The following is a 25,281-nucleotide window of genomic DNA, read 5'->3' on the forward strand; positions in this document are numbered from 1 at the left end:
TCAACTCCCCCCGCGCAGGATCGAGTTGCCCTCGTGGGTCGCTCCGGGGTCCGCCACGTCGAGGGCGAGCCGGCCGCCGAGTCCGTAGAAGGCGACCGGATTGCGCCACAGCACCCGGTCGACGTCGTCCGTGTCGAAACCGGCGGCGAGCATGGCGTCGCCGACCTTCCGGGTCTTCAACGGGTCGCTCCTGCCCCAGTCGGCGGCCGAGTTGACCAGCACCTTCTCCGGCCCGTACTCCCGAAGGATCGCGACCATGCGGTCCTCGTCCATCTTGGTGTCGGGGTAGACGGAGAAACCGAGCCAGCAGCCCGCGTCCTTGGCCGCCTTCACGGTGGTCTCGTTGAGGTGGTCGAGCAGGACGCGCTCCACCGGGAGCGCGGACTCCCGCACGACGTCGAGGGTGCGGAGCAGTCCGGCGAGCTTGTCGCGGTGGGGGGTGTGGACGAGCGCGGGCAGGTCGTGGTCGGCGGCGAGTTGGAGTTGGGCGGCCAGTGCGGTGTCCTCGGCCGGCGTCATCGAGTCGTAGCCGATCTCGCCGACGGCGACGACGCCGTCCTTGACCAGGTAGCGGGGCAGTTCGTCCAGGACGGGGACGCAGCGCGGGTCGTTGGCCTCCTTGGGGTTCAGGGCGATGGTGCAGTGGTGGGCGATGCCGTGCCGGGCGGCGCGGAAGGGTTCCCAGCCCAGGAGGGAGTCGAAGTAGTCGAGGAAGGTCTCGGGCGAGGTACGGGGCTGGCCGAGCCAGAAGGACGGTTCGACGACGGCCCGGACTCCGGCGGCGTACATGGCCTCGTAGTCGTCGGTGGTGCGGGAGGTCATGTGGATGTGCGGGTCGAAGATGCGCATCGGTCCTCCTCGGGGTGGGGGGTGGAGGCGGTCAGGTCCAGTACGCGGTGGAGGTCGGCGGGGACGGGACGTCCGGCGGCGGTGCGTTCGGCCGCGTGGTCGCGGAGCATGCGGGCCAGTTCGGCGTCGCCGCGGGCGCGACGGTCCAGCCCGGCGACGGCGGCCACCGGCACCCCGGTGAACAGGCACTTCAACACGGCGTGCCGCCAGGTGTGGGCGTCGAGGCGGTCGGCGGCGTACGGGCCGACGGCTGCGGCCACCAGCCGGGTGTCGTTGGTGCGCAGGGCGTCCTCGACGATCGGCACGGCGGCGTCGCCGACGTCGAGGTGGGGCAGGGCCAGCAGGACGGCGCGCCGCTCGGCGGCGGTTCCGCGCTCGTACAGCCGTGCCGCGCGGAGGGCGTCCGCGCGTGCCGTGTGGAGCAGCAGAACGCGGACGGCGTCGGCGGTGTCGAGCGGGAGGTCGGCCGGGACCTCGACCGGAGCGTCGGCGGTCGACGTGGCGGGGTCGGCGGGACGGCAGTGACGGCCGGCGGACGCGAAGCGGAGCTCCCAGGCGGCGGGGCGTGCGGCGGGGCTCTCCCCCGGCCCCTCCTCCGCCGCTCGCGCGGCCTCGGCCAGGGCCCGGTCCAGCCACTCCCGGCCCGCCCGGTCCAGCCGTGCCCCGAGCTCCTTCCGGAGGGCGGCGACGGTCTCGTCGGTCAGCACGGTGCGCCTCCGGCGGTCGGGTCCGCCGCGCGGAGGAAGGCGAGGGACGCGGCGGCCAGGTCGGGGCCGGCGTGGGAGTCGCGGGGCAGTTCGACGCCGACCAGGCCTCCGTAGTCCGCCTCGTGGAGCGCGGCCAGCACCGCGGGGAAGTCGATCTCCCCCTCTCCGAGGGGCAGGTGCTCGTGGACCCCGCGGCGCATGTCCTCTATCTGGACGTGGCGCAGCCAGGGCGCGGCGGCTCGGACGCAGTCGGCGGGCGGGTCCGGCTCCAGGCACTGGCAGTGGCCGATGTCCAGCGTCAGCCCCAGTCCGTCGGGGTCGCCGAGGTCCGCGCGGAGCCGGTGGAAGCCGGCCAGGTCCGCGAGGAGGTGGCCCGGTTCGGGTTCGACCGCGAGCGGGACGCCCGCGGCGCGTGCCGCTTCCAGGACGGGGGCGACGGCCTCCGCCAGCCGTTTCCAGGCCGTCTCCTCGTCGGTGTCGGGCGGGGTGCGTCCGCTGAAGCAGTGCACGGCCGTCGCGCCGAGGTCGGCGGCGACCCGTACGGCGGTCAGCAGCAGCCGGACGCGGGCGCCGCGGGCGTCCGGGTCCGCATCGAGGAGGGTGGGGTGGTGTTTGCGGCGGGGATCGAGGACGTAGCGGGCCCCGGTCTCGACGGCTACGGCCAGTCCCAGGCGTTCCAGGCGGCGGGCGACGTGCCGGGTCCGGGCGGCCAGCTCGGGGGCCGGGGCGAGCGGGTCCAGGTGCATGTGGTCGAGCGTCAGGCCGACGCCGTCGTAGCCGAGGTCGGCGAGCAGGTCGAGGGCGTCGTCGAGGCGCAGGTCGGCGAGTCCGTTGGTGCCGTAGGCCAGTCTCAGGGGGGTGTGCGGGAGGGTCATGTGGGGCTGACCTTTCTCGACAGGCGGCGGGCGATCGGCAGCAGCGCGAGCAGCGGCAGCGCGGTCGCCGGTGCGCCGGCGCGGGCGGCGAGCGCCGCCTGGAGCGGGATCAGGGCGCGGATTCCGCCGCCGACGGCCCGCTGGGTGAGCTGCGGCGACGGGTTGAGGGCGGCGTGCGCGTACGGTCGGGCGGCGGTCGCGCCGTACGCGGCGCAGAGTCCGGCGGTGGTGGACGCGCGGAGCCCTCGGGGGACGGCGGGCCGACCGGCCACGGCGCGGGTGATCGCGGCCGTGGCGGCCAGTGCGGCCAGCGGCGGCAGGGCGGAGCCGCCTCGCTCCTCCCGCCGGGAGACGGAGGTGACGGCGAGGGTGTGCGCGCCGAGCAGCGCGGCCGACGGCAGCGCGCTCCGCACGGCGCCGCGCGGGTCGGCCGGGGCCGTGGCCGTCGCGCCGAGGAGGAGGTCCAGGGCACGGGTGGCGGCCATGGCCGCGGGGCCGGCGGGGGTGTTCTTCAGGGCGAGGTCGTAGGCCCAGACCGCGCCGGCGAGGGCCCCGGCCGTGACGAGGGCGGGACGTCCGGCCGCGGCGGCGAGGGCCAGTCCGGCGGCGGTGAGCCCGCCCGCCGCCGCCAGGGCCGCGCCGGGCGCGATGCGGCCGGACGGCAGCGGGCGGTGTGGTCGCTCGACGGCGTCGGTGTCGCGGTCGGCCCAGTCGTTGAGCGCCATGCCCGCCTCGTAGAGGCAGAGGGAGGCGCCGACGGCGAGCGCGGTGCCGCGACCGGGGGTCCGTCCGGCGGCCGTCGCGCCCGCGAGCGCGTCGCCGGGCACGGTGAACAGCGCCGAGATCCGCAGCAGTTCGGCCCAGGCCCGCCCGCGGCCGGGCCGGGGGGTCACGCCTCCTCCCGAAGCCGGTCGGCGAAGGCCAGCAGCTCCTGCCACTGGTCCGCCAGCGAGGAGGAGGCGCCCGGGTCCGGGTCCTTGAAGAAGAAGCCGAGCTCGGGGAGGGGGCCGAAGAGTCCGGCGGCGTGGGCGGCGGCGACCAGTCGGGCCAGGTCGAGGACGAGCGGGGCCGCGAGGGCGGAGTCGCAGCCCTGCCAGATCGTCTGGAGGACCATCCGCGAGCCGAGGAAGCCCTCGAAGGCGACGTGGTCCCAGGCCGTCTTCCAGTCGCCGAGGGCCGGCACGTTGTCGATGTGCAGTTCTCCGTCCGGGAGTTCGCCGAGGGTGTCGGCGAGGACCCGGGCCTTGCCCGCGTTCTTGGCCGCCGCGGCGGCCGGGTCGGCGAGGGAGGCGCCGTCCCCGCCGCCGAGGAGGTTGGTGCCGGACCAGGCCCGCACCGCCAGGGCGCGTTGGTGGAACATCGGCGCGAGCACCGACCGCAGCAGGGTCTGCCCGGTCTTGCCGTCGCGACCGGCGTACGGGAGTCCACAGCGGGCGGCGAGGTCGGTCAGGGCCGGGTGGCGCGCTCCGGCGGACGGGGTGAAGTCGACGTACGGGCAGCCGGCGCGGAGCGCCGCCGCCGCGTAGAGGGAACTGGGCGGCAGCCGGTCGCCGGCGGGATCGGGCACGGGTTCGGTGGAGGCGACGTTGACGACGACGGTGCGCGTCAGTCCGTGGTCGGTGGTGAAGGCGGTGAGGTCGGCGGCGAAGGCGTCGATCAGTTCACCGTCGGTGCGGCGGTCGCCGGGGTGTGGTCCGCCGGGGCGGATCGCGGCGTCGGCGGCGGTCAGTTCGGCGTGGACGGCGGCCGGCAGTCCGTGCGGCAGCACCCCGGTCGCAGCCAGTGCCTCGGCGCGTTTGGGCAGGGGGCAGTCGGCGGTGTCGTGGCCGCCGAAGACCAGGGCCGCCAGGGGCGGGAGACCGCAGCCGGCGAACGGCGCGGTCTCGGTGACCATGCCGGTGGGCGGGTGCAGCCCGGCGGTGATCGCCGCCCATCCGGCCACCGCGGTGGTCGCGACGGACCCCCGCGCCCCGATCAGCCAGATCCCGGTGCGGGGTTCCCGTGCGGCGGGGCCGTGGGCGGGGTCGCGGTCCGGGGAGGTGGGGCGCGTCGAGGCGGTGGGCCGGCGGGGCGCGCCGGAGGAGGAGGACCGGTCGTGGTGGTCGGTGGTCATGGCTGCCTCCCGAGGAGTGAGCGGCACGGCGTCGCTCGGGCGCGGTGCCGGTGTGGTGCCGGTGTGGTGCGCGGTCGTGGGTGCCGCGGGGGCGCACGGGCGGGCCGTGGTGCGGAAGCGGCGCGGCGGTGGAGTGGGGTCGGCGCGGGGTCGGCGGCGGGCGGGGAGTCGGCGGTCCCCCCTCCCGCCGCCGGGTCGCCGGCGGCCCGGCCCGGCGTGGCCCGGCCTGGCTTTGGGCCCGCGGTCAGTCTCCGGAGGGCAGTTCCCTCACCCGGATGTGACGGAAGGACACCTCGTCGCCGTCCCCGTGGTTCTGGATCCCGATGTGTCCCTGCCGCAGGCTGCGCGCGGGGTCGGCGTTGGTGAAGTCGTTGATCTTCACGCCGTTGAGCCAGACCCTCAGCCGCTCGCCCTCGACACGGATCTCGTAGGTGTTCCACTCCCCCGGCGGGTTGAGCGCCCTGTCGCGGGCCCGGATGTCGGCGGATTGGAAGCCGTACACCGATCCCGTGGTCCTCTCCGGGACGTCGGTGGCGTCGATCTGGATCTCGTATCCGTTGTGCACCGCCGACCAGGGGTCGTCGGAGGCCGGGAAGCCCACGAAGACCCCGGAGTTGTCGTCTCCGGCCGTCTTCCAGTCGAGCTTGAGCGAGTAGGACCGGAACTCCTTCGCCTCGTACCAGAGCATGCCCATGCCTCCGGCGGAGGTCAGTGTTCCGTCCCGGAGCGTGAAGGAGCCCGGTCCGGCCTGCTTCCAGCCTCGGGTGTCCGTGCCGTCGAAGAGCGGGGTGTGGCCGTTCTCGGGGCGGCAGTCGGCCCGGGCGGCGCCGATGGCGTAGCGGATGCCGCCCAGCAGGTGGGCGCGGAAGGCCGGTTCCGCGTAGGACTCGCGGGTGTGTCCGCCGCCGGTGTAGAAGGCCCGGCCGCCCCGGTACTCCTGGCACCAGGCGATGGGGTGGTCCTCCCCCATCGTCCCGCCGGTGTAGGAGGACTCGTCGAGGGTGGCGAGGACGTGGGCCCGCTCGCGCGGATTGGTGCGGTAGTCGTACCACTCGTCGGTGCGTTCCCAGACGGCGCCCAGGTGGGCGGTCGCGGCGTGCGCCCGGTCCTCGACCTCGATCGTCGCCCGCTGGATGTGCGGGTGGGAACGGAAGTAGGCGCCCGCCAGTCCGCCGTAGAAGGGCCAGTCGTACTCGGTGTCGGCGGCGGCGTGGACGCCCACGTACCCGCCGCCCTTCTCGATGTAGCGTTCGAAGGCGCTCTGCTGGGCGGTGTTCAGGACGTCGCCGGTGGTGGAGAGGAAGACGACGGCGGCGTAGCGGTCGAGGTTCTTCCGGGTGAAGGCGCCTGCGTCCTCGGTGGCGTCGACGGTGAAGCCGTTCCGCGCGCCGAGGTCGCGGACGGCGGCGATGCCGTCGGGGATGGAGTCGTGGCGGAAACCGGCGGTCTTGGAGAAGACCAGGACGCGGCTCTCCTCCGCGCGGGGGCCGCGCGGGTCCGGCTGGACGGCGCCGCCCGGCAGTGCGGTGGCGGCCAGCGCCAGGGCCGCGGCGCCCGCGGCCGTGGCGAGGCGTGCGGTTGTGTGCATGCGGATGTCCTTCCTCGGGCGGGGCGGGCGGCCGGTCGGAGCCCGCCCCGGCTCGCGGGAATCGGTCCGGGGCCGCATCCCGGGCGGCGGGCCAGGGACACGGCCCGTGTGCGGGACGTCAGCCGGTGGTGAAGGTGAAGTCGTCGACGTCGTAGAGCGCCCCGTCGCCGCCCTTGAAGACCAGGTAGAGCGTGGTGGTGCCGGACGGTGCCCGCTTGATGGGGGTGGTGACGTCGGTGTACTTCTCCCAGCCGCCCGTGGGTTCGATCCGGGCGGAGCCGATCAGCCTGCCGGTGGGTGATCCGGTGCGAATCTCCAGGGTGCCGCCGGAGCCGGCGGACGCCACCCGCGCGGTGAGGGAGGTGGCGTTGTCGACGCGGTAGGGCTCGAAGGAGATCCAGTCGCCGTCGTGGATGTCCCCCACGGCCCGGCCGCCGTGCGCCGGGGCGTGTTCCACGACGCTCACGCCGTGGGAGTCGCCGTGGTGCTCGGCCTGTCGGTGCCTGGGCTGGAGGACGTTCTGGTCGTGGGTGGTCAGCGCCGGCAGGCCGCCCGCTCCCAGGTCGGTGTACTCGGCGTCGAAGACCCCGAAGATGTTGGCGTTCGGGTCGTGCTCGCCGTCGGCGGCGGTCTTGATGGTGCCGGAGCAGCCGGTCGCGGAGGTGATGGGGTGCCCGTGGCTGTCGTGGCCGAGGACGTAGGTGACCTTGACCCGGGAGCAGTCGATCCTCCTGTCCTCGGGGTCGCTCACCCTGACCTTGAACGGCACCTCGTCGCCGAAGGCGAACAGTTGCCCGTCGCCGGGGAGTTCGAGGGTCACCCTGGGCGCCGTGTTGCCGACCGTGAGGTGGACGGAGGCCGAGCCGGTGCGGCCGGAGGGGTCCTTCGCGGTGACGGTGGCGGTGTAGGTGCCGTTCCTCCGGTAGGTGTGGGTGGGGTCGGCCTCGGTGGACGTGGTGCCGTCGCCGAAGTCCCAGGAGTAGGTCAGCGCGTCGCCGTCGGCGTCGGAGCTGCCGGCGGAGGAGAAGGAGACCTTCATCGGGGCCCGGCCGGAGGTGCGGTCGGCCGCCGCCCGGGCGACGGGCGAGTGTCCGTCGGTGGCGTTCTCGATCCGGTAGAGCGCGGAGTTCTCGTCGCCGCCGAACCAGGCGGTGCCGTAGTCGAGGACGTACAGCGCGCCGTCCGGTCCGAAGGCCATGTCCATGATCTGCGTGCCGGTCCAGGGGAAGGGGTTGACGGACCGGACGGTGCCGTCCGCGTCGTGCTCCACGCGCTTGATCCAGCGCCGTCCGAACTCGCCCGCGAAGAAGTCGCCGTCGTAGGCCCGGGGGAACTTCACCGGGGAGTCCAGCTCGGCGTCGTAGCGGTAGACCGGTCCGGCCATCGGGGACTCGGAGCCGTCGCCGAACTCGGGGACGGAACCGCCGTCGTAGGGAATCCAGGCGGGTTGCGCCGGAGGCAGGTCGGTGAGGCCGGTGTTGTTCGGCGAGGTGTTCCTCGGCGCGGAACAGTCGAAGGGTTCGCCGGAGGCTCCGGTGGCGAAGTCGTGGTCGACGTAGGCGTCGTTGTCGCCGATGCAGTAGGGCCAGCCGAAGTTGCCGGGGCCGGTGACCCGGACGAACTCGACCTGCCCGGCGGGGCCGCGGGCGGGGTCGGCGGTGCCCGCGTCGGGGCCGTAGTCGCCGACGTAGACGGTGCCGGTGGGCTTGTCCACGCTGATCCGGAAGGGGTTGCGGAAGCCCATGGCGTAGATCTCGGGGCGGGTCCGCTCGGTGCCGGGCGGGAAGAGGTTGCCCTCGGGGATCGTGTAGGAGCCGTCGTCGGCGACCTTGATGCGCAGGATCTTGCCGCGCAGGTCGTTGGTGTTGCCGGAGGTCCGCTGGGCGTCGTAGGCCGGGTTGCGGTCCGCCCGTTCGTCGATGGGGGTGTAGCCGTCGGAGGCGAAGGGGTTGGAGTCGTCGCCGGTGGACAGGTACAGGTTGCCTTCGGCGTCGAAGTCGATGTCGCCGCCGACGTGGCAGCAGATGCCGCGGGTGGCGGGTACGTCCAGGACCTTCTTCTCGCTGGCGGGGTCGAGCGTGCCGTCGTCCTTCAGCACGAAGCGGGAGAGGCGGTTGATGCCCTCGAAGGGGGCGAAGTCCCGGGCCGTTCCCTCATTGGGGGCGTCGCCGGGCGGCGTGTCGAGCGGTGGGGCGTAGTAGAGGTAGATCGCCCGGTTCTCGGCGAAGTCCGGGTCGACGCCGACGCCTTGGAGGCCTTCTTCGTCGTGGGTGTAGACGGGGACCTTCCCGGAGATCCGGGTGGTGCCCGCGGCGTCGGTGATGCGGAGCGTGCCGTCGCGCGAGGTGTGGAGCACGGACCGGTCGGGGAGCACGGCGAGCGACATGGGCTCACCGGTCTCGGCGGCTCCTCGGGCGAGGGCGACCTGCTGGAACTCCTCGGCCGCGGTTTCGGTGGGGGCGGCCGGAGCCGGTCGGGCTCCGGCGTGCGGGGCGGTGAGCGTGAGGGTCGCGCCGACGAGGAGGGCACTGGTCAAGCCGGCGAGGGCCTTGCGGAGTCTGGGGCGTTTCCTGTGCACGGTTGTCCTCCGGAGGGATGACGGGATGTGACAGGCGCGCGCCGTCGCGCCGGGGCCGGTCGGGGAGAAGGAGGCGAGGATGACCGGTACATCTCAAACGGACCGTAACCGGGTTCGTCCATTCCGGAAACCCCGTCGAAATCCGAGGCGTCGACTTTTCCCTCCCCCTGGACAAAGGGCGGGAAGGCAGGAGGGAGCCGCCCGGCGGCGCGGTGCGCCGCCGGGCCGGTCACCGGGCCGTCCTCAGTCCCCGGCGCCTCCGAAGGCCGCGTCGAAGGAGGCCGAGGGAGGCTCGAAGTCGTATGCCCGCAGGCGGGTCAGCGCCTCGGGAGCGCCCTGGAGACGGTCCATTCCCGCGTCCTCCCACTCCACCGAGACGGGCCCGTCGTAGCCGATCGAGCGCAGCATCCGGAAGACGTCCTCCCAGACCACGTCCCCGTGCCCGGCCGAGACGAAGTCCCAGCCGCGCCGCGGGTCCCCCCAGGGCAGGTGGGAGCCGAGGCGACCGTTGCGCCCGTCCAGCCGGCGCCGGGCCTCCTTGCAGTCCACGTGGTAGATCCGGTCGCGGAAGTCGTACAGGAAGCCCACCGGGTCCAGGTCCTGCCACACGAAGTGGCTGGGGTCGAAGTTCAGCCCGAAGGCGGGGCGCCGGTCGACGGCCTCCAGGGCCCGGTGGGTGGTCCAGTAGTCGTAGGCGATCTCACCGGGGTGGACCTCGTGCGCGAAGCGGACGCCCTCGGCGTCGAAGACGTCCAGGATCGGGTTCCAGCGGTCGGCGAAGTCGGTGTAGCCGCGTTCGACCATGGCCTCCGGCACGGGCGGGAACATCGCGACCAGGTGCCAGATGGCCGAGCCGGTGAAGCCGACGACGGTGCGCACCCCGAAGGCGGCGGCGGCGCGGGCGGTGTCGGCCATCTCGGCCGCGGCCCGCCGGCGCACCCCCTCGGGTTCGCCGTCGCCCCAGATCCGGGCGGGCAGGATGGCCCGGTGTCGCTCGTCGACGATCGCGTCACAGACGGCCTGGCCGACGAGGTGGTTGGAGATCGCCCAGCACTTCAGGCCGTACTTCTCCAACAGTGCGTGGCGTCCGTCGAGGTAGCCGGGTTCGCTCAGGGCCCGGTCCACCTCGAAGTGGTCTCCCCAACAGGCGAGTTCGAGCCCGTCGTAGCCGAAGTCGCGGGCCAGCCGGCAGACCTCCTCCAGCGGCAGGTCCGCCCACTGTCCGGTGAACAGGGTGAAGGGTCGGGGCACGGTGCCTCCTCGAAGGGCGTCAGGCGGGGACGGGGGCCGCCGGCGACACCGGCGGCACGGGCGTGTAGGCGGAGTTGTTCGCGGCGCTCTCCTCGACCGCGGCCAGCACTCGCTGCACCCTCAGTCCGTCCTCGAAGGACGGTTCGGGCGGTTCCCCGGAGGCGACGGCGAGCAGCAGGTCCCGCGCCTGGTGGACGAAGGAGTGCTCGTAGCCGAGGCCGTGGCCGGGTGGCCACCAGCCCTCCAGGTAGGGGTGGTCCGGTTCGGTGACCAGGACGCGGCGGAACCCGGCGGTGGACGGCGGCTCGGTGCCGTCGTAGAGGTGCAGTTCGTTGAGGCGTTCGAGGTCGAAGACGAGCGAGCCGCGTTCCCCGTTGAGCTCCACGCGCAGCGCGTTCTTGCGGCCCGTCGCGAAGCGGGTGGCCTCGAAGGAGGCGAGCGCTCCGGAGGCGAGCCGCCCGGTGATCAGCGCGGCGTCGTCCACGGTGACCCGGCCCCGCCCGGCGCCTTTGGTGCCCGACAGTCCCACCGCGGTCCCCTCGGGCAGCGGTCTCTCCCGCACGAAGGTCTCGGTCAGCGCGGAGACCCCGGCCAGCGGCTCGCCGGCCAGGTACTGGGCGATGTCGATGGCGTGGGAGCCGATGTCGCCCAGCGCTCCGGAACCGGCCTGTTCCCGGCGCAGCCGCCAGGTCAGCGGGAAGCCGGGATCGGTCAGCCAGTCCTGCAGGTAGGTGACCCGCACGTGCCGCAGGACCCCGATCCGGCCGGCCTCCACCATGCCGCGGGCCAGCGCCGGGGCCGGCAGGCGTCGGTAGTTGAAGCCGACCATGGCGATCTGTCCGCGCGCCCGGGCGGCGCGGGCGGCCTCGGCCATGGCCTCGGCCTCCTCCACCGTGTTGGCCAGCGGCTTCTCGCACAGGACGTGCTTGCCGGCCTCCAGGGCGGCGATGGCGATCTCGGCGTGGCTGCTGCCGGGGGTGCAGATGTCGACGAGTTGGACGTCGTCGCGGGCGATCAGCGCGCGCCAGTCGGTCTCGGCCGCGGCCCAGCCGAGTCGGTCGGCCGCGGCGCGCACCGCGTCCGCGTCGCGCCCGCACACGGCGGACATCATGGGTGTCAGCGGCAGGTCAAAGACGTGGGCGACGGTGCGCCAGGCCTGGGAGTGGGCCGCGCCCATGAAGGCGTAGCCCACCATCCCCACCCCGAGGGCGGGTCGCTTGCTCTCGTTGTCGGAAACGTCCATGGGATCTCCAAATCGTCGTCCGCGCCGTCGGATCCGTACCCGGGCGGTCCCGCGTCGGCGGGGGCCGTCCGGGTGCGGGTCACCGGAAGCCGGTCGGCAGGTACCGGTCGACGTTGTCCTTGGTGACGACGGCGGAGTAGAGGGTGAGGGAAGCCGGGATCTCGAACTCGGCCAGTCCGCCGATGCCCTTCCCCTGGCCGAGGGCGCGGGCGAGGTCGATGGCGGACGCCGCCATGGTGGGCGGGTAGAGCACGGTGGCCTTCAGCACGGTGTCGTCCGCCTTGATGGCGTCCATGGCGTGCTTCGAACCCGCGCCGCCCACCATGAAGAACTCGTCGCGCCCGGCCTGTTGGATGGCGCGTTCGGCGCCCACGCCCTGGTCGTCGTCGTGGTTCCACAGCGCGTCGAACTCGGGTACGGCGCGCAGCAGTTGGGCCATCTTCGCCTGGCCCGACTCGACGGTGAACTCGGCGGCCTGGCGGGCCACCTTCTCGATGTTCGGGTAGTTCTTCAGCGCGTCGTCGAAGCCCTGGGTGCGCTGCCGGGTCAGCTCCAGGTTGTCCAGTCCGGCGAGCTCGACGACCTTGGCGTTCTTCTTGTCCTTCAGCCGTTCGCCGATGTACCGCCCGGCGTTGAGGCCCATGCCGTAGTTGTCGCCGCCGACCCAGCAGCGGTACGCCTGCGGGGAGGCGAAGATCCGGTCGAGGTTGACCACGGGGATGCCGGCCCGCATGGCCTTGAGCCCGACCTGGGTGAGGGCCTTGCCATCGGCGGGGAGGACGACCAGGACGTCGACCTTCTTGTTGATGAGGGTCTCGATCTGGCCGATCTGCTGGGCGGTGTCGTTGGAGCCCTCGGTGGTCTCCAAGGTGACGTCGGAGTACTTCTCCGCGCGGCCGACGGCCATCTCGTTGATGGCGTTGAGCCAGCCGTGGTCGGCCTGCGGGCCGGCGAAGCCTATGGTGACCGGCTTGCCGGGCTTGTCCTCGGCGATGTCGGCCTGCCGGGCGTCGGCGTCTTTGCTCTCGTTGCTCTCGTTGCTGGTGCATCCGGTGAGGAGGGCGCCCGCGGAGACCGCGGCGGTGCCGAACAGCAGGCCTCTGCGGCTGGGGAGGGAGGGTGTGGACATGGCTGGACCCTTCGTTCACGACGTGCGGGACTGCGTTGGGGTGTCCGACGCCGGGGTGTCCGGCGGGGCCGTGGGGTGCGCGGCGGACCGGGTGCCGCTACGTGGCTGCGTGACTATGTGGCCTCGGAGCGCGCGGTGGTGCGGTGTTGGACCAGGACGGCGGCGACGATGATCGCGCCCTTGGCGATCTGCTGGACGTCGCTCTGGAGGTTGTTGAGCGCGAACAGGTTGGTGATGGTGGTGAAGATCAGCACGCCCAGGACGGAGCCGGTGATGGTGCCCCGGCCGCCGCTGAGCAGGGTGCCGCCGATGATCGCCGCGGCGATGGCGTCGAGTTCGTAGAGGTTGCCGTTGGTGTTCTGGCCGGAGCCGGTGAGGACGATCAGCATGAAGGCGGCGATGCCGCAGCACAGTCCGGACAGCAGGTACAGCAGCAGCCGCTGTCTGCGCACGTCGATGCCCGCCAGCCGGGCGGCCTCGGCGTTCCCCCCGACGGCCACGGTGCGGCGGCCGAAGGTGGTGCGTCCCAGCAGCAGCCAACCGGCCAGTGTGACGGCGGCGAAGATCAGCACCAGCGGGGGCACACCCAGCACGTAGGCGTCGCGCAGCCCCAGCTCCAGCACGGCGTCGACCTCGACGACCTGGGTCTTCCCGTCGCTGATCTGCAGGGCCAGGCCACGGGCCGAGGCGAGCATCGCCAGGGTGGCGATGAAGGGGACCATCGGCCCGTAGGCGACGAGCACGCCGTTGACGAGCCCGCAGCCGAGTCCCACCAGCAGCGTGCACAGCAGCATCCCGGCCGTCCCGAACTCCTGGGTGGCGACCGTGGTCGCCCACACCGAGGCCAGCGCGACGATCGCGCCGACGGACAGGTCGATGCCCCCTCCGATGATCACGAAGGTGACGCCGACGGTGACGACGCCGATGACGGACGCCTGGGTGAGGACGAGTTGGAGGTTGCCGGCGCTCAGGAACTGCTCGGGGACCGTGACGGCCCCGACGACCACCAGCACGGCCAGGACACCGAGCAGGGACAGGTGGTGCAGGTCCACGGTCAGGCCCCTGCTCCGGCTCCGGCGGGGCGGGGGCGCGGGAGCGTTCTCCTCCCTGGCGGGCTTCCCGGTGGGCGCGGCGCTCAGCACGGCGTGCTCCCTTCCATGACGAGGTCGAGTACCCGGTGCTCGTCGAGCTCCCGGGCGGGGGCGGTGTGGACGACGCGGCCCTCGCGCAGCACCAGCACCCGGTCGGCCAGGCCGAGGACCTCGGGCACCTCGCTGGAGACCAGCAGCACGGCCCGGCCCGCGTCGGCCAGCCGACGGATCAGCGCGTACAACTCGGCGCGGGCGCCGACGTCGACGCCGCGGGTTGGTTCGTCCAGCAGCAGGACCCGGCAGTCGCGCAGCAGCCAGCGCGCCAGGACGGCCTTCTGCTGATTGCCTCCGGAGAGGGTGCGCACCGGGCGGTCGGGGTCGTCGGGGCGCAGCGACAGCTCGCGGACGGCCGCGTGGGCGGTCGCGCGCTCGCGCGTGCGGTCCAGCAGGCCGCCGCGGGCGAAGCGGGACAGGGTGGACAGCGTGACGTTGCGGGTGACGGATTCGAGCAGCAGCAGGCCCTGGGTCTTGCGCTCCTCGGGGGCGAGCCCGAGTCCGGCGCGCACCGCGGCGGTGACGCTGCCGGGGCGCAGGGGGCGACCGTCGACCAGGACCCGGCCCGCGTCGGGGCGGCGGGCGCCGTAGATCGTCTCCAGGATCTCCGAGCGGCCGGAGCCGACCAGCCCGGCCAGTCCCACGATCTCGCCGGGGCGCACGTCCAGGTCCAGCGGCGCGAACTCGCCTTCCCGGGCGAGCCCTTCGACCCGCAGCACCGGCGCGGCCTCCGCCGGGCGGGCCGGGCGGTCGGGGAAGACGTACTCCACGTCGCGTCCGGTCATCAGGGCGACGACGTCGCGCGTGGGGGTGGTGCGGGCGGGCAGCCCGCGGGCGGCGGTCCGGCCGTCCTTCAGCACGGTGACGCGGTCGCCGATGCGGCGGATCTCCTCCAGGCGGTGGGAGATGTAGAGGACGGCGACGCCCTCGGCGGTGAGGGCCTCGACGATCCGGAAGAGGTTCTCGACCTCGTCGGGGCCGAGCGCGGCGGACGGTTCGTCCATGACGATCAGGCGTGCCTCGTGGGACAGGGCGCGGGCCATGGAGACGATCTGCCGGCCGGCCGCCGGCAGGGCGCCGACGAGGGTGTTCGGGTCGATCTCCCCGTGGCCGAGTCGGGTCAGGAGGGCGGCGGTGCGGGCGCGGGCCTCGCGGGCCCGGACGAAGCCGCCGGTGGCGATCTCGTGGCCGAGGAAGACGTTCTCCGCCACCGACAGGTGCTCCACCAGGTCCAGTTCCTGGTGGATGGTGGCGATGCCCAGCCGCACGGCGGCGGTGGGCGACTTCGGCCGGACCGTCTTTCCCCGCCAGGTGACCTCGCCCTCGTCGGGTTGGTGGGCTCCGGCGAGCACCTTGATCAGGGTGGACTTCCCGGCGCCGTTCTGCCCGAGGAGGCAGTGCACCTCCCCGGGCACGATGTCGAGGTCGACGCCGTCGAGGGCGCGGACGCCGGGGAAGGACTTGGTGATGCCGGACATGGTGAGGAGGGGGGCGGGGAGCGGCTGGTCTTGCTCTGGTGCCATGGCGGACTCCTCGGCTGGTGCGGCCGGTGAGGTGGGCAGGGCGAGGCGGAGGCCGAGCGGTGCGGTGTGGTGCGGTGGACGTGGTGCGGCGTGCGGTGCGGCTCGTGCCACAGGCGCGAGGTGCCTGGGGCGCGGCGGCATGGGGGCGCCGCCGTGCGGTGGTGCGACTCGACGCGGGCGTGGTGCGGTGTGCGTGACCGTGCGGGACGTGCGGATGACGCGGGTGGTGCGGGTCGTACCGGTGGTGCCGTGTGCGTGACCGTGCGGGTGGTGCCGTGTCCGGCCGTCAGGCCGGGGAGAACAGGTGGTCGCTGATGAGCCGGGCCGCGCCGATGACCCCGGCGACGGGCCCCAGCTCGCCGAGGACGATGGGGAGGTTGCCGGTGGCCAGGGGCAGGGACTGGCGGTAGACCTGGGTGCGGATGCTGGCGAGCAGGGTGTGGCCGAGACCGGTCACGCCGCCGCCGATCACCACCAGGCCGGGGTTGAAGAAGCTGACGAGACCGGCGACGACCTGGCCGACGCGGTTTCCGCCGTCGCGGATGAGGGCGAGGGACGTGGTGTCCCCCGCCGCCGCGGCGGCTGCCACGTCGGCCCCAGTCAGACGTCCGGCGGACTCCAGCCGGGCGGCGAGTTCCGGCGAACGACCGTCCCGGGCCGCATCCTCGGCGTCGCGGGCGAGCGCCGCGCCGCCGAAGTAGGCCTCCAGGCAGCCGCGGTTGCCGCAGGCGCACTGGCGGCCCTGCGGGCCGTGCTCCACCTGGATGTGCCCGATGTCGCCGGCGCTGCCCGTCGCGCCGCGGTGGACCTCGCCCCCCGCGACGATGCCGCAGCCGACACCGGTGCCGATCTTGACGCAGAGGAAGTCCCGCACCGATCGGGCCACGCCCGCGTGCCGCTCCCCCAGCGCCATGAGGTTCACGTCGTTGTCGACCAGGACGGGGCAGCCCAGCTCCTGGCTGAGCGCCTCGCGGACGGGGAAGCCGTCCCAGCCGGGCATGATCGGCGGTGCCACGGGGACGCCCTCAGGGAAGCGGACCGGCCCCGGCACGCCGATGCCGGCGCCGTCGAAGCCCTCGGCCACTCCCGTGGCCCGGAGCTTGGCCGCCATGGCCAGGACCTGTTCGAAGACGGCGACCGGCCCTTCCCGCACGTCCATGGGCTGGTTGAGATGGCCCAGGATCTCCAACTCGGCGTTGGTGACGGCCACGTCGACCGAGGTGGCGCCGATGTCGATGCCCAGGAAGCGCAGCCCCGGCGCGAGCCGGATGTTGTGGGAGCGGCGTCCGCCGCGCGAGGCGGCGAGTCCGTCGGCCACCACGAGCCCGGTCTCCAGCAGGCGGTCTATCTCCACGGCCAGCTTGGAGCGGGAGAGGTCGACCAGATCTCCGAGTTGGGCGCGGGAGTTGGGGCCGCCGTCGCGCAGCAGCCGGAGCAGTCGGGCCTGGTGCGCGTTCGCGGGTCGAGCCGTCATCCGCCTCACGCCGCCCTCCCTTCCCGCCTCGGCTGGGGAATGCCGTCGGTACCGGCCTCGGTGAACTCCCGTGGTCCGCCGGGCTTTCACGGGGAACATAGCAGCGCCCTCCGGGGCTGGGAAGAAGTTGCGCGGGAAACCTCCCACACTTTTTCCGAATCGAGGACAAAGATGGGTCGGGGTCATGGCCGAAGCTCCGAGCGGAGCGTCCGGACGCCGGCTACCGTGGAGCCGTGATCGATGCCGACGACGTCCGCCGTATCGCGCTGTCCCTTCCCGAGACCATCGAGAAGGAGGCGTGGAGCATGCCCACCTTCCGGGTGGCCGGGAAGATGTACCTCACCGTTCCCGACGACGAGACCTCCATCGCGGTGCGCTGCCCCCGACACGAACGGGAGGAGCTGATCGCGGCCGAACCGGAGAAGTTCTGGGTGCCCCCGCACGAGGCGTCCTCCGCCTGGGTGCGGGTGCGGTTGGCGGCCTTGGAGGACGCGGAGGAGCTGCGCGACATCGTCGTCGACTCCTGGCGACAGGCCGCGCCCGACCGGCTCGCCGAGGCGTTCCCCGAACTGGCGCCGGGCGCGGGGGCCGAGGGCTCGCGGTGAGCCCCCGCCCGGTGGTCGGGCGGGGGCGTCGGAGGAGTGCGCGACGGGCCGGACACCGTGCGGTGTCCGGCCCGTCGCGCACTCGTTCCGTCCGCCGGCCTCCGCCGGGGCGGCTCAGGAGGACGAAGGCGTCCGGGGAGATCGGGGCCCGGGGATCGTGTCCGCCCGGGCGGCGCCGTCGGAGGCCGGCGGACCCTCGGGCGCCTGCCGCTCCGACGCGCCCGGTTCGGCCTCCGGGGGATCGTCGGCGAGGGAGTCGATGAGGGCGTCGCGCGCCGCGCTGCCCTCGGGGCGCACCAGTCCGACGGCGACGTACAGCACCAGCGAGACGAGCACCGGCAGCCCGACGTTCACGGTCTGGCTCGCGTCCTCCACGCCCCAGTAGAGGCAGGCCCACACCGCGAGTCCGCCGGCCCAGGAGACGAGCGCCGCGAGCGGGCCGTGACGTCGGAACCAGGGCAGCAGCCCCAGCATCAGCGGTATGGAGATCGGCCCCATGGTGGCGGCGACGATGCTCACCACGACCGTCATGATGAAACCGTCCGGGTCGGCGAAGAACGCGAAGGACATGCTGACCGTGACGAAGGCGACCGTGGTGATCCGCGCGAACGTCAACTGGCCGGCTTCCGTCAGGCGCCGCACCCGTGGGACGAGCACCGGGGCGAGGTCGCGGGTGATGACGGCGGTGATGACGTTGGAGTCGGAGGCGACCATGGCCATGGTGTGGGAGAAGAACCCGGCCAGGAGCAGTCCGATGATGCCCGCCGGCAGGAGTTCCTGCGCGAGCAGGATGTAGGACTTCTCGCCGTCCTCGATGCCGGGGACGACGAGCGGGGCGGCGATCATCGGCACGAAGAGGATGAACGGCCAGACGATCCACAGGAAACTGGAGAGCAGCGCGGACTTCCTCGCCCTGGAACCGGACGGCGCGGCCATGTACCGCTGCGCCAGGTTCCACATGCCGCCGTTGTACTCGAAGGTCTTCACCAGCAGGAACGCCACGATCAGCCCACTGGTGACGGGGCCGGCGATCGGGTCGCCGTGGCCGTCCGGCAGGTCGCCCCACATCGTCCAGAGCGTGGCCACGCCGTCGAGGTGCGCGAAGAGCGCGAAGAGCATCGCGAAGCCGGCGACGCCCTGGATGACGAACTGTCCGAAGTCGGTGAGGACGTCGGCCCACAGTCCGCCGAAGGCCATGTAGAACATGGTGCAGACGCCGGTCAGGGCGATGCCCCACCCCAGCGGGATGCCGGCGAAGCCCTTGAGCAGCAGGGCGATGGCGACCCACTTGGAGGCGATGTCGACGACTTTCAGGGCCGCGCCGCTGTAGGCGAGAACTTGTTGGGTGGGCAGGTCGTAGCGGACGGCGAGGTAGGCGAGCGGTGAGTCGACACCGTGTTTGGCCCGTAATCTGTTCCATCGGGCGGCGAAGAGGAAGGCGCCGACCCCGATGCCCAGTCCGATGGTGAGCGGCCACCAGAAGTAGACGGTGACACCGTGGTCGTACGCCACGGCCGCGAAGGTCACGAACATGATCGCGCTGTAGCCGGACATGTGGTGCGAGATCCCGGAGAGCCACCACGGTATGCGGCCACGGGCCGTGAAGAAGTCGGCGACGGTGTGGATGCGTTTCCTCGACCAGAGACCGATGCCCACCATCACGAGGAAGTAGGCACCCAGCACGATCCAGTCCAGTGCGGCCATAACGGCTCCTCAAGTTCATAGATGTGAACTGGTGTCAACTCTATGAATGCGTGGCCGTTACGGTAGGAGCGCCCTCATGGGGCGTCAATACGTGTGAAGGCCGGGATCGCAGCGACGGGAGAGGACTCTTGCTCAGAGGGCGCTGTTCAGGATCATGAATGACGGAACGCACGGCGGACGGCGTGGTCCGGTAGGGCGGCGCCCCTCCTCACACGGTGCTTCCGACCTCTTGGGCGCCGACCTCCTCCGCACCGGCCTGCCCGACGCCGGCCGTTCCCGCCTCACCGGACCCGACCCCACCGGACTCCGCCAGGAGGGCGTGCCCGCGCTCCACCAGGGCCGCCAACTCCTCGACGTGCTCGGGGGCCGGTTCGCTCAACGGCGGCCGGACACCGCCCACGTCCGGACCACGCAACCGCACCCCGGCCTTGACCAGCGAGACCGCGTAGCCGCGTCCCTTGTTCCGCAGCTCCACCAGAGGGCGGTAGAAGCCGTCGAGGAGGCGGTGCGCCGTCGCGTCGTCGCCCTCCACCACGGCCCGCCGGAAGGCGACGGCGATCTCCGGGGCGAAGCAGAAGGCGGCGGAGGAGTAGAGCGTGACCCCGATGCCCCGGTAGGCGAGGGCGGTGAGCTCGGCGGTGGGCAGCCCGTTGAAGTACAGGAACTCCCCGTCCGGTGCCGCGGCGCGCACGGCACTGACGATCCGCTGCATCAGGTCGAGGTCGCCGACGCCGTCCTTCAACCCGACGATCCGGGGATGACGGGCGAGTTCGACCACGGTCTCCGGGGTGAGGACGGCGTTGTCGCGCTGGTAGACGATGACGTCCAACCCCGCCGCGTCGGCGAGGGCCGTGTAGTGGGCCCGCAGCCCCGCCTGATCGGGGACGACGAGGTACGGGGGCATGGCGAGCAGTCCGTCGGCTCCCACCTCCCGTGCGGCGTGCGCGTACTGCACGGCGAGGGCGGTGCCGTAGCCGACGCCCGCGACCACCGGCACCCGTCCGGCGGCCTCCGCCACCGCGGCGGAGACGCACTCGCGGAACTCGTCCGGGGTGAGGGCATGGAACTCGCCGGTGCCGCAGCACGTGAAGACGGCGGCGGCGCCGGCGTCGATGCCACGGCGCACGTGCGCGCGGAAGGTGTCGGTGTCGAGGGCGCCGTCCGGCCCGTACGCGGTGACGGGGAAGAAGAGCAGGCCATCGAGGCGGGTGGCGAGGGGGGCTGGCGTCACGGCACTCCCTTGGCGTGCGGCACGTCGGCCGACGTGCACAATGATGACCGATGTTTATATTTATGAACGTTGTCACGGTAGACCGAGGCTCGGGGGCGGTCAAGGCCGCCTCGGCGGGAATCACGCCCAACAGCCGTAGGGGAAGAAAGAAAAGCCCACGTCCGCCTACTCTTGACGGTGGCCCGAGGACTCCTTAGCGTGCCCAAGGATGTGAATACCGTCCACGCATGCGGACCACCGGATCGTCTCCGCACCGCATGCGTCGCCCCGCTCACCGCACCGAGGAGAACGTCCATGCCCTCTCCCCGTACCGTCCTGCTCACCGGCGCCGCGGGCGGCCTCGGCACGCTGATGCGGGGGTTGCTGCCCTCCTACGGCTACACGCTGCGGCTCCTCGACGTCGTCCCCGTCGAGCCGCTTCCCGGAGAGGACGGACAGGAGCGGACCGAGGAGGTGATCACCGCCGACCTCGCGGACCGCGCGGCGCTGCGCGAGGCCGTGCGAGGTGTGGACGCCATCGTCCACCTGGCCGGGATCTCCCTGGAGGCCTCCTTCGAGAAGATCCTGCGGGCCAACATCGAGGGCACCTACAACCTCTACGAGGCGGCCCGCGAGGAGGGCGTGCGCCGCGTCGTGTTCGCCTCCTCCAACCACGCCGTCGGCTACACCCCGCGCCCGCGCGAGGGGGACCCGCTGATCCCCGTCGACGTCCCCCACCGTCCCGACACCTTCTACGGCCTGTCGAAGTGCTTCGGCGAGGACCTGGCCCAGCTCTACTGGGACCGGCACGGCATCGAGACCGTCTCCGTCCGCATCGGCTCCTGCTTCCCCGAGCCCACGTCGGTGCGGATGCTCTCGGTCTGGATGAGCCCGGCCGACGGCGCCCGCCTCTTCCACGCCGCGCTGACCGCCGAGGGCGTCGGCCACACCGTCGTCCACGGCTCCTCGGCCAACACCCGGCTGTGGTGGGACCTCTCCTCGGCACGGGCCCTGGGGTACGAGCCCCGGGACGACTCCGAGCCGTACGCGGCGAAGCTCATCGCCGAGCAGGGGGAACTCGATCCGGACAACCCCGAGCACACGTACCTGGGTGGGCACTTCACGACCAACCCGCCCATCTGGCCGCACTGAGCGGCCGGGCCCCGGGGCGGCTCCTCGTCGCGCGTGCGTCTCAGGTCGCCGCCGGCACCGCCTCGGAGGTCACCGATGCCGGCTCGGGAGCCACCGCCAGGGCCGTGGGGCACACCACGGGGGTGCCGTGGACGGGGTCGGTGAGGATGGTGCTCTCCACCCCGTACAGGGCGCGCACCAGGTCGGGGGTCATGATCTCCGCGGGGGCGCCCTGTGCGACGATCCGCCCGTCCGACAGCGCCAGCATGTGGTCGGCGTAGCGGCAGGCCGTGGTCAGGTCGTGGAGGACGAGCACCACCGTGCGGCCCCGGGCGGCGAGACCGCGGACCATCTCCAGGACCTCCAACTGGTGGCCGATGTCGAGGGCGGAGGTCGGCTCGTCCAACATCAGGATCTCGGTGTCCTGCGCCACCGCCATCGCGATCCAGGCGCGCTGCCGCTGACCTCCGGAGAGCGTCTCCAGCCGCCGGTCCGCCAGTTCCCTCAGATCGGCCGCGTCCAGCGCCGCCTCCACGGCCTCGGCGTCGGCCTTCGACCACTGGCGCAGCAGCCCCTGGTGCGGCTGGCGGCCGTAACGCACCAGGTCGCGCACCGTCAGCCCGTCCGGCGCCGTGGCCGACTGCGGCAGCAGGCCGACCGTGCGGGCCACCTCCCGCGTGGAGATCGAGGCGAGTTCCCGGCCGTTCAGCAGCACCGCGCCCTCGCGCGGCGCCAGGAGCCGCGCGAGCCCGCTGAGCAGCGTCGACTTGCCGCAGCCGTTGGGGCCGACGATCGCGGTGACCCGGTGCGGCGGCAGTTCGACGTCCAACTCCCGCACGACCGGGGTGTGCCCGTGGGCGAGCGTGAGGGAGGCGGTCTCCAGCCGGCGGGCCTCGGTCATGGTGTTCACGGGCTTCACGGGGTCCTCCTCGTGCGGGTGGTGAGCAGCAGCCACAGCAGGTACGGGCCTCCGACGACGGCGGTGACCAGACCCACGGGAATCTCCAGCGGGGCCATCACGGTCCTGCCGATCAGGTCGGCCAGCAGCGTGAAGACGGCTCCGGCGAGCGCGGAGGTGAGGACGGGCACCGGTCCGGGCCCGGTCAGGCGACGGGCGGCCTCGGGCGCGGCCAGGGCGATCATGCCGAGCGGGCCGGCGACGGCCACGGCCAGTCCGGCGCAGACGACGGAGGTGAGGAGCACCGCCACGCGCAGGGGCCGCACCCGCACGCCCAGCCCGGTGGCGACGGCGTCGGAGAAGCGGAGCACGTTCAACCGGCGTCCCAGGACCACCGCGAGCGGCAGGCAGACGAGCAGTCCGACCTCCAGCACCGTGACCGCCGTCTGGGAGCGGCTGTTGAGGGTGCCGACCGTCCAGGCGAACGCGGCGTTCGCCGCGTCGATCCGGGCTCGGGACAGGATCAGGTTCGTCACGGCGCCGAAGACCGCGCCGACGCCCAGCCCCACGACGAGGAAACGGTAGCCGCGCTGTCCGGCTCCCCCGCTGAGGGCGAGGGTGAGCACGGCGGCCGTGGCCGCGCCGGTCAGGGCCGTCGCCGAGGGCAGCAGGCTGGTGGAGGAGGAGACGATGCCGGCGACCGCGAACGCGGTCGCGCCGTTGTTCAGTCCCACGGTGTCCGGGGTGGCCAACCGGTTTCCCGAGAGCGTCTGCATCAGGCAACCGGCCACGCCCAAGGCCGCGCCGACCGTGATCCCGGCCTCGATCCGCGGCATCCGCAACTCCTCCACGACCAGCAGGTCGCGTGGGCTGCCGCTGCCCAGCACCGCCGCGCGCAGGGCGTCGAGCGGGGCCACGGCGATGTCCCCGACGGCCAGGCACACCGTGCCCACCGCGACCAGGAGCAGCGCGAGCACGGCGCCGGCGAGCAGTGGTCTGAGGGGCACGAGGACGGAGAGGCCGCCCGTGGCCAGTCGGAACGTGCCGGGCGGCGCGGCGGGCACGGGCGGTGCGACCGACTCCCGCGGCGGGCGTGGGGCGGGCACATCGACGGACGGCGTGCCCATGGGCATCCCGGTGAGCGTCTCCGTGGGCGTCTCCGTCGGTGTCTTCGGCGAGGTCTTCGGCGGGGTCTTCACAGCGCGGGCAACCTCGAGGAGCGGACGACGGCGACCAGGACCGGGGCGCCGAACAGCGCGGTCATCACGCCCAGCGGCATCTCGTACGGGCGGACGACCAGCCGCGAGACCACGTCGGCGAGCAGGACCACGGCCGGCCCCAGCAGCACCGACACGGCCAGCAGCCGCCTCAGGTCCGGTCCGACCAGCGCCCGGGCCACGAAGGGCACCACCAGGCCGACGAAGGCGACCGGACCGGCGATCGCGGTGGCCCCGCCGACCAGCAGGGCGACGGACGTGACGGCCGCCGCGCGCACCCGGCGCGGGCGGTGGCCGAGTCCGGTGGCCACGTCGTCCCCGAGGGTGAGCGCGGACAGCGCGGGGCTCACCGCGACGGCCACGACCAGACCGAGCAGCAGGACGGGCAGCACGGCGAGGAGGTCGTCGGTGTCGCGTCCCGCGACCGAGCCCACCGTCCAGAACCGGATCTCGTCCGCGGCCCGCTGGTTCGCCAGGAGCAGCACGGAGGAGGCCGCGCCCATCAGTCCGCTGAAGGCCGCGCCGGCCAGGACCAGTCGGACCGGGTCGTCGCCCGCTCCGCGCAGCCGGGCGGCGCCCAGGGCGAGCAGACAGCCGGCCGCGGCGCCGAGCACGGCGACGTAGGGGGCCACGGTCGTGGCGCTCGCGCCGAGCACGATCGCGAGGACGACGGCGAAGGACGCTCCGGCGCTCACCCCGAGCAGTCCGGGCTCGGCGAGCGGGTTGCGGGCGGTGGCCTGCAGGACGGCTCCGGCGACGCCGAGGGCGACCCCGACGGCGATCGCCACGACGGTGCGCGGCAGCCGCAGTTCCAGCACGGTGAAACGGGCGTCCGCGTCACCGCCGCCGAGTACCACCTCGGCGGCTCGGGCGGGGCCGATGTCACCGGCCCCGACGAGCAGGCCGGCCACCGCGACGACCAGCAGCACGCCGGACGCCGGCAGCAGGCCGCGCAGCAGAGTCTTACGGAGCGTCACACCACACCTTCTCGATGGCCGATACATTGGTTAGGTTAGCCTACGCTCATCTACCGGCACCATCCCCGTTCAGGAGATCCACCATGTTCCGCTCCCCCCTGCCCCGAGCCGGCCGTTTTCTCCAGGTCACCGCTGTTGCTGCGCTGGTCATGGGGGTGAGTGCATGCGGAGGGTCAGGTTCCGCGGACGGCGGCGACGACGGCGGAGACAAGGGCCGGCAGTCGACCCGCTCGGTCGAGACCGCCTACGGGACGGTGAAGGTGCCGTCCGAGCCGAAGCGCGTCGTCGCTCTCGGTGACACCTCGCTGGACACCGCCCTGTACCTCGGCGTCGAACCGGTCGGCACGAGCAGCGCCCGCGGCGCGGACACCGCGCCCGGCTACCTGGGAGCGAAGGCGGAGTCGATCCCGCTGGTCGCCACGGTGCAGGAGCCCAACATCGAGGCGATCCTCAAGGCCGACCCCGACCTGATCCTCGCCGCGCCGCGGATGGAGAAGTCCCAGTACGAGGCCCTCAAGGCCGTGGCCCCCACCGTCGTCCCGAAGAACGAGACCTGGAAGCAGCCGGCGGAGACCTACGCCGAGGCCCTGGGCGAGAAGGAGGCGTTCGACAAGAAGATCGACGCCCTGCTGGACCGCGCGGCCGACGCCGCCGGCGGGGAGGACCCGGGCACGGCCGTGGTGGTCCGCTGGATGCCCGCCGGCCCCATGGTGATGAACGCCGACAACATGCCCAGCAGCCTGCTGAAGGAGGCCGGGGCCACGCTCATGCCGATCGCGGAGGACCTGGACTCGCCCCACTCGGACGCGCTGTCCCTGGAGAACCTCGACAAGATCGACGCCGACCACGTCTTCGTCGCCACCCTCAACGCCGAGGGCAGGAAGGCCCTGGAGTCGGCGGAGAAGCAGAAGTCGTTCACCCGGCTGAAGGCCGTGCGGAACGACGAGGTCAGCGGCGTCGACGGCCAGGTGTGGAGCAGCAGCGCGGGTCTGTACGCGATGGAGAAGGTCGTCGAGGACATCGAGGCCGCGTACGCCGAGTGAACCGGTGGTCGTGCCCGGCAC

General features: G+C 73.0%; 21 protein-coding genes. 3 read left to right on the plus strand and 18 right to left on the minus strand.

What is annotated here, in order from left to right; all coding sequences use genetic code 11:
• The 13 genes from IF47_RS0120945 to IF47_RS0121005 form a co-directional block, all read right to left on the minus strand.
• Nucleotides 1–849 (minus strand): TatD family hydrolase, encoded by an 849-nt coding sequence (locus IF47_RS0120945; RefSeq protein WP_031510435.1) that lies wholly within the window; start codon nucleotides 847–849, stop codon nucleotides 1–3.
• Nucleotides 819–1,556: an EboA domain-containing protein gene (locus IF47_RS0120950; RefSeq protein WP_031510436.1), complete on the minus strand. Its 738-nt coding sequence runs from the start codon at nucleotides 1,554–1,556 to the stop codon at nucleotides 819–821. Before IF47_RS0120950 ends, IF47_RS0120945 begins: the two co-directional genes overlap by 31 nt.
• Complete coding sequence (locus tag IF47_RS0120955; RefSeq protein WP_031510437.1) at nucleotides 1,550–2,431, minus strand: sugar phosphate isomerase/epimerase family protein; 882 nt, start codon at nucleotides 2,429–2,431, stop codon at nucleotides 1,550–1,552. Before IF47_RS0120955 ends, IF47_RS0120950 begins: the two co-directional genes overlap by 7 nt.
• Nucleotides 2,428–3,324: an SCO3242 family prenyltransferase gene (locus tag IF47_RS0120960; protein ID WP_031510438.1), complete on the minus strand. Its 897-nt coding sequence runs from the start codon at nucleotides 3,322–3,324 to the stop codon at nucleotides 2,428–2,430. The genes IF47_RS0120955 and IF47_RS0120960 overlap by 4 nt, the downstream gene beginning before the upstream one ends.
• Nucleotides 3,321–4,544 (minus strand): inositol-3-phosphate synthase, encoded by a 1,224-nt coding sequence (locus IF47_RS0120965; protein ID WP_051717990.1) that lies wholly within the window; start codon nucleotides 4,542–4,544, stop codon nucleotides 3,321–3,323. The genes IF47_RS0120960 and IF47_RS0120965 overlap by 4 nt, the downstream gene beginning before the upstream one ends.
• A gap of 244 nt (nucleotides 4,545–4,788) precedes the next feature.
• Entirely contained in the window at nucleotides 4,789–6,132 is a 1,344-nt protein-coding gene (locus tag IF47_RS0120970; RefSeq protein ID WP_031510440.1) for a ThuA domain-containing protein, read from the minus strand.
• A gap of 118 nt (nucleotides 6,133–6,250) precedes the next feature.
• On the minus strand, nucleotides 6,251–8,668 hold the full coding sequence (locus IF47_RS0120975) for a PQQ-dependent sugar dehydrogenase (protein ID WP_425423628.1): 2,418 nt from the start codon (nucleotides 8,666–8,668) through the stop codon (nucleotides 6,251–6,253).
• A 285-nt stretch (nucleotides 8,669–8,953) separates the two neighbouring features.
• A complete protein-coding gene (locus IF47_RS0120980) occupies nucleotides 8,954–9,961 on the minus strand; it encodes a sugar phosphate isomerase/epimerase family protein (protein WP_031510442.1) in 1,008 nt (335 codons plus the stop codon).
• A gap of 19 nt (nucleotides 9,962–9,980) precedes the next feature.
• On the minus strand, nucleotides 9,981–11,204 hold the full coding sequence (locus tag IF47_RS0120985) for a Gfo/Idh/MocA family protein (protein ID WP_037733078.1): 1,224 nt from the start codon (nucleotides 11,202–11,204) through the stop codon (nucleotides 9,981–9,983).
• Nucleotides 11,205–11,283: 79 nt separating this feature from the next.
• Complete coding sequence (locus IF47_RS0120990; protein WP_031510444.1) at nucleotides 11,284–12,333, minus strand: substrate-binding domain-containing protein; 1,050 nt, start codon at nucleotides 12,331–12,333, stop codon at nucleotides 11,284–11,286.
• A 113-nt stretch (nucleotides 12,334–12,446) separates the two neighbouring features.
• Nucleotides 12,447–13,475 (minus strand): ABC transporter permease, encoded by a 1,029-nt coding sequence (locus tag IF47_RS0120995; RefSeq protein WP_211257240.1) that lies wholly within the window; start codon nucleotides 13,473–13,475, stop codon nucleotides 12,447–12,449.
• Nucleotides 13,469–15,001: a sugar ABC transporter ATP-binding protein gene (locus IF47_RS0121000; protein ID WP_031510446.1), complete on the minus strand. Its 1,533-nt coding sequence runs from the start codon at nucleotides 14,999–15,001 to the stop codon at nucleotides 13,469–13,471. The genes IF47_RS0120995 and IF47_RS0121000 overlap by 7 nt, the downstream gene beginning before the upstream one ends.
• Nucleotides 15,002–15,287: 286 nt before the next feature.
• Nucleotides 15,288–16,475, minus strand: coding sequence for an ROK family transcriptional regulator (locus tag IF47_RS0121005; protein WP_031510447.1), 1,188 nt, complete (start codon nucleotides 16,473–16,475; stop codon nucleotides 15,288–15,290).
• Nucleotides 16,476–16,708: 233 nt separating this feature from the next.
• Between IF47_RS0121005 and IF47_RS0121010 the strand changes: the two genes are divergently transcribed.
• Nucleotides 16,709–17,080, plus strand: a complete 372-nt coding sequence (locus tag IF47_RS0121010; RefSeq protein WP_031510448.1) for an MmcQ/YjbR family DNA-binding protein — start codon at nucleotides 16,709–16,711, stop codon at nucleotides 17,078–17,080.
• A 114-nt stretch (nucleotides 17,081–17,194) separates the two neighbouring features.
• On the opposite strand, the gene IF47_RS0121015 is transcribed toward IF47_RS0121010, so the two are convergent.
• A complete protein-coding gene (locus IF47_RS0121015; RefSeq protein WP_051717995.1) occupies nucleotides 17,195–18,784 on the minus strand; it encodes a sodium:solute symporter family protein in 1,590 nt (529 codons plus the stop codon).
• Between the two features lie 208 nt (nucleotides 18,785–18,992).
• A complete protein-coding gene (locus IF47_RS0121020; RefSeq protein WP_051717997.1) occupies nucleotides 18,993–20,015 on the minus strand; it encodes a 5-dehydro-4-deoxyglucarate dehydratase in 1,023 nt (340 codons plus the stop codon).
• A 294-nt stretch (nucleotides 20,016–20,309) separates the two neighbouring features.
• On the opposite strand from IF47_RS0121020, the gene IF47_RS0121025 reads away from it, so the two are divergent.
• Nucleotides 20,310–21,146 (plus strand): NAD-dependent epimerase/dehydratase family protein, encoded by an 837-nt coding sequence (locus IF47_RS0121025; RefSeq protein WP_031510452.1) that lies wholly within the window; start codon nucleotides 20,310–20,312, stop codon nucleotides 21,144–21,146.
• A gap of 40 nt (nucleotides 21,147–21,186) precedes the next feature.
• On the opposite strand, the gene IF47_RS0121030 is transcribed toward IF47_RS0121025, so the two are convergent.
• From IF47_RS0121030 to IF47_RS0121040, 3 genes are read right to left on the minus strand one after another with little or no spacing between them, the layout of a single operon-like run.
• The gene (locus IF47_RS0121030; RefSeq protein WP_078592017.1) at nucleotides 21,187–22,026 is read right to left on the minus strand and encodes an ABC transporter ATP-binding protein; all 840 of its coding nucleotides are present in this window, start codon (nucleotides 22,024–22,026) and stop codon (nucleotides 21,187–21,189) included.
• Nucleotides 22,027–22,040: 14 nt separating this feature from the next.
• A complete protein-coding gene (locus IF47_RS0121035; protein WP_211257241.1) occupies nucleotides 22,041–23,222 on the minus strand; it encodes a FecCD family ABC transporter permease in 1,182 nt (393 codons plus the stop codon).
• Nucleotides 23,219–24,217, minus strand: coding sequence for a FecCD family ABC transporter permease (locus IF47_RS0121040; protein ID WP_211257242.1), 999 nt, complete (start codon nucleotides 24,215–24,217; stop codon nucleotides 23,219–23,221). Before IF47_RS0121040 ends, IF47_RS0121035 begins: the two co-directional genes overlap by 4 nt.
• An 83-nt stretch (nucleotides 24,218–24,300) precedes the next feature.
• Between IF47_RS0121040 and IF47_RS0121045 the strand changes: the two genes are divergently transcribed.
• Nucleotides 24,301–25,260 carry an ABC transporter substrate-binding protein gene (locus IF47_RS0121045; protein ID WP_157840013.1) on the plus strand — a complete coding sequence of 320 codons (960 nt, stop codon included), beginning with the start codon at nucleotides 24,301–24,303 and terminating at the stop codon, nucleotides 25,258–25,260.
• Nucleotides 25,261–25,281: the final 21 nt, after the last annotated feature.

Origin of the sequence: Streptomyces megasporus (assembly GCF_000718985.1) — a bacterium.
In the GTDB taxonomy this organism is placed as follows: domain Bacteria; phylum Actinomycetota; class Actinomycetes; order Streptomycetales; family Streptomycetaceae; genus Streptomyces; species Streptomyces megasporus.

Bases quoted from the DNA above. Each gene is read 5' to 3' on its own strand.
- IF47_RS0120945 (WP_031510435.1), bottom strand. From the start codon at position 849: ATGCGCATCTTCGACCCGCACATCCACATGACCTCCCGCACCACCGAC.
- IF47_RS0120955 (WP_031510437.1), bottom strand. From the start codon at position 2,431: ATGACCCTCCCGCACACCCCCCTGAGACTGGCCTACGGCACCAACGGA.
- IF47_RS0120965 (WP_051717990.1), bottom strand. From the start codon at position 4,544: ATGACCACCGACCACCACGACCGGTCCTCCTCCTCCGGCGCGCCCCGC.
- IF47_RS0120970 (WP_031510440.1), bottom strand. From the start codon at position 6,132: ATGCACACAACCGCACGCCTCGCCACGGCCGCGGGCGCCGCGGCCCTG.
- IF47_RS0120985 (WP_037733078.1), bottom strand. From the start codon at position 11,204: ATGGACGTTTCCGACAACGAGAGCAAGCGACCCGCCCTCGGGGTGGGG.
- IF47_RS0120990 (WP_031510444.1), bottom strand. From the start codon at position 12,333: ATGTCCACACCCTCCCTCCCCAGCCGCAGAGGCCTGCTGTTCGGCACC.
- IF47_RS0121000 (WP_031510446.1), bottom strand. From the start codon at position 15,001: ATGGCACCAGAGCAAGACCAGCCGCTCCCCGCCCCCCTCCTCACCATG.
- IF47_RS0121005 (WP_031510447.1), bottom strand. From the start codon at position 16,475: ATGACGGCTCGACCCGCGAACGCGCACCAGGCCCGACTGCTCCGGCTG.
- IF47_RS0121015 (WP_051717995.1), bottom strand. From the start codon at position 18,784: ATGGCCGCACTGGACTGGATCGTGCTGGGTGCCTACTTCCTCGTGATG.
- IF47_RS0121025 (WP_031510452.1), top strand. From the start codon at position 20,310: ATGCCCTCTCCCCGTACCGTCCTGCTCACCGGCGCCGCGGGCGGCCTC.
- IF47_RS0121030 (WP_078592017.1), bottom strand. From the start codon at position 22,026: ATGACCGAGGCCCGCCGGCTGGAGACCGCCTCCCTCACGCTCGCCCAC.
- IF47_RS0121045 (WP_157840013.1), top strand. From the start codon at position 24,301: ATGTTCCGCTCCCCCCTGCCCCGAGCCGGCCGTTTTCTCCAGGTCACC.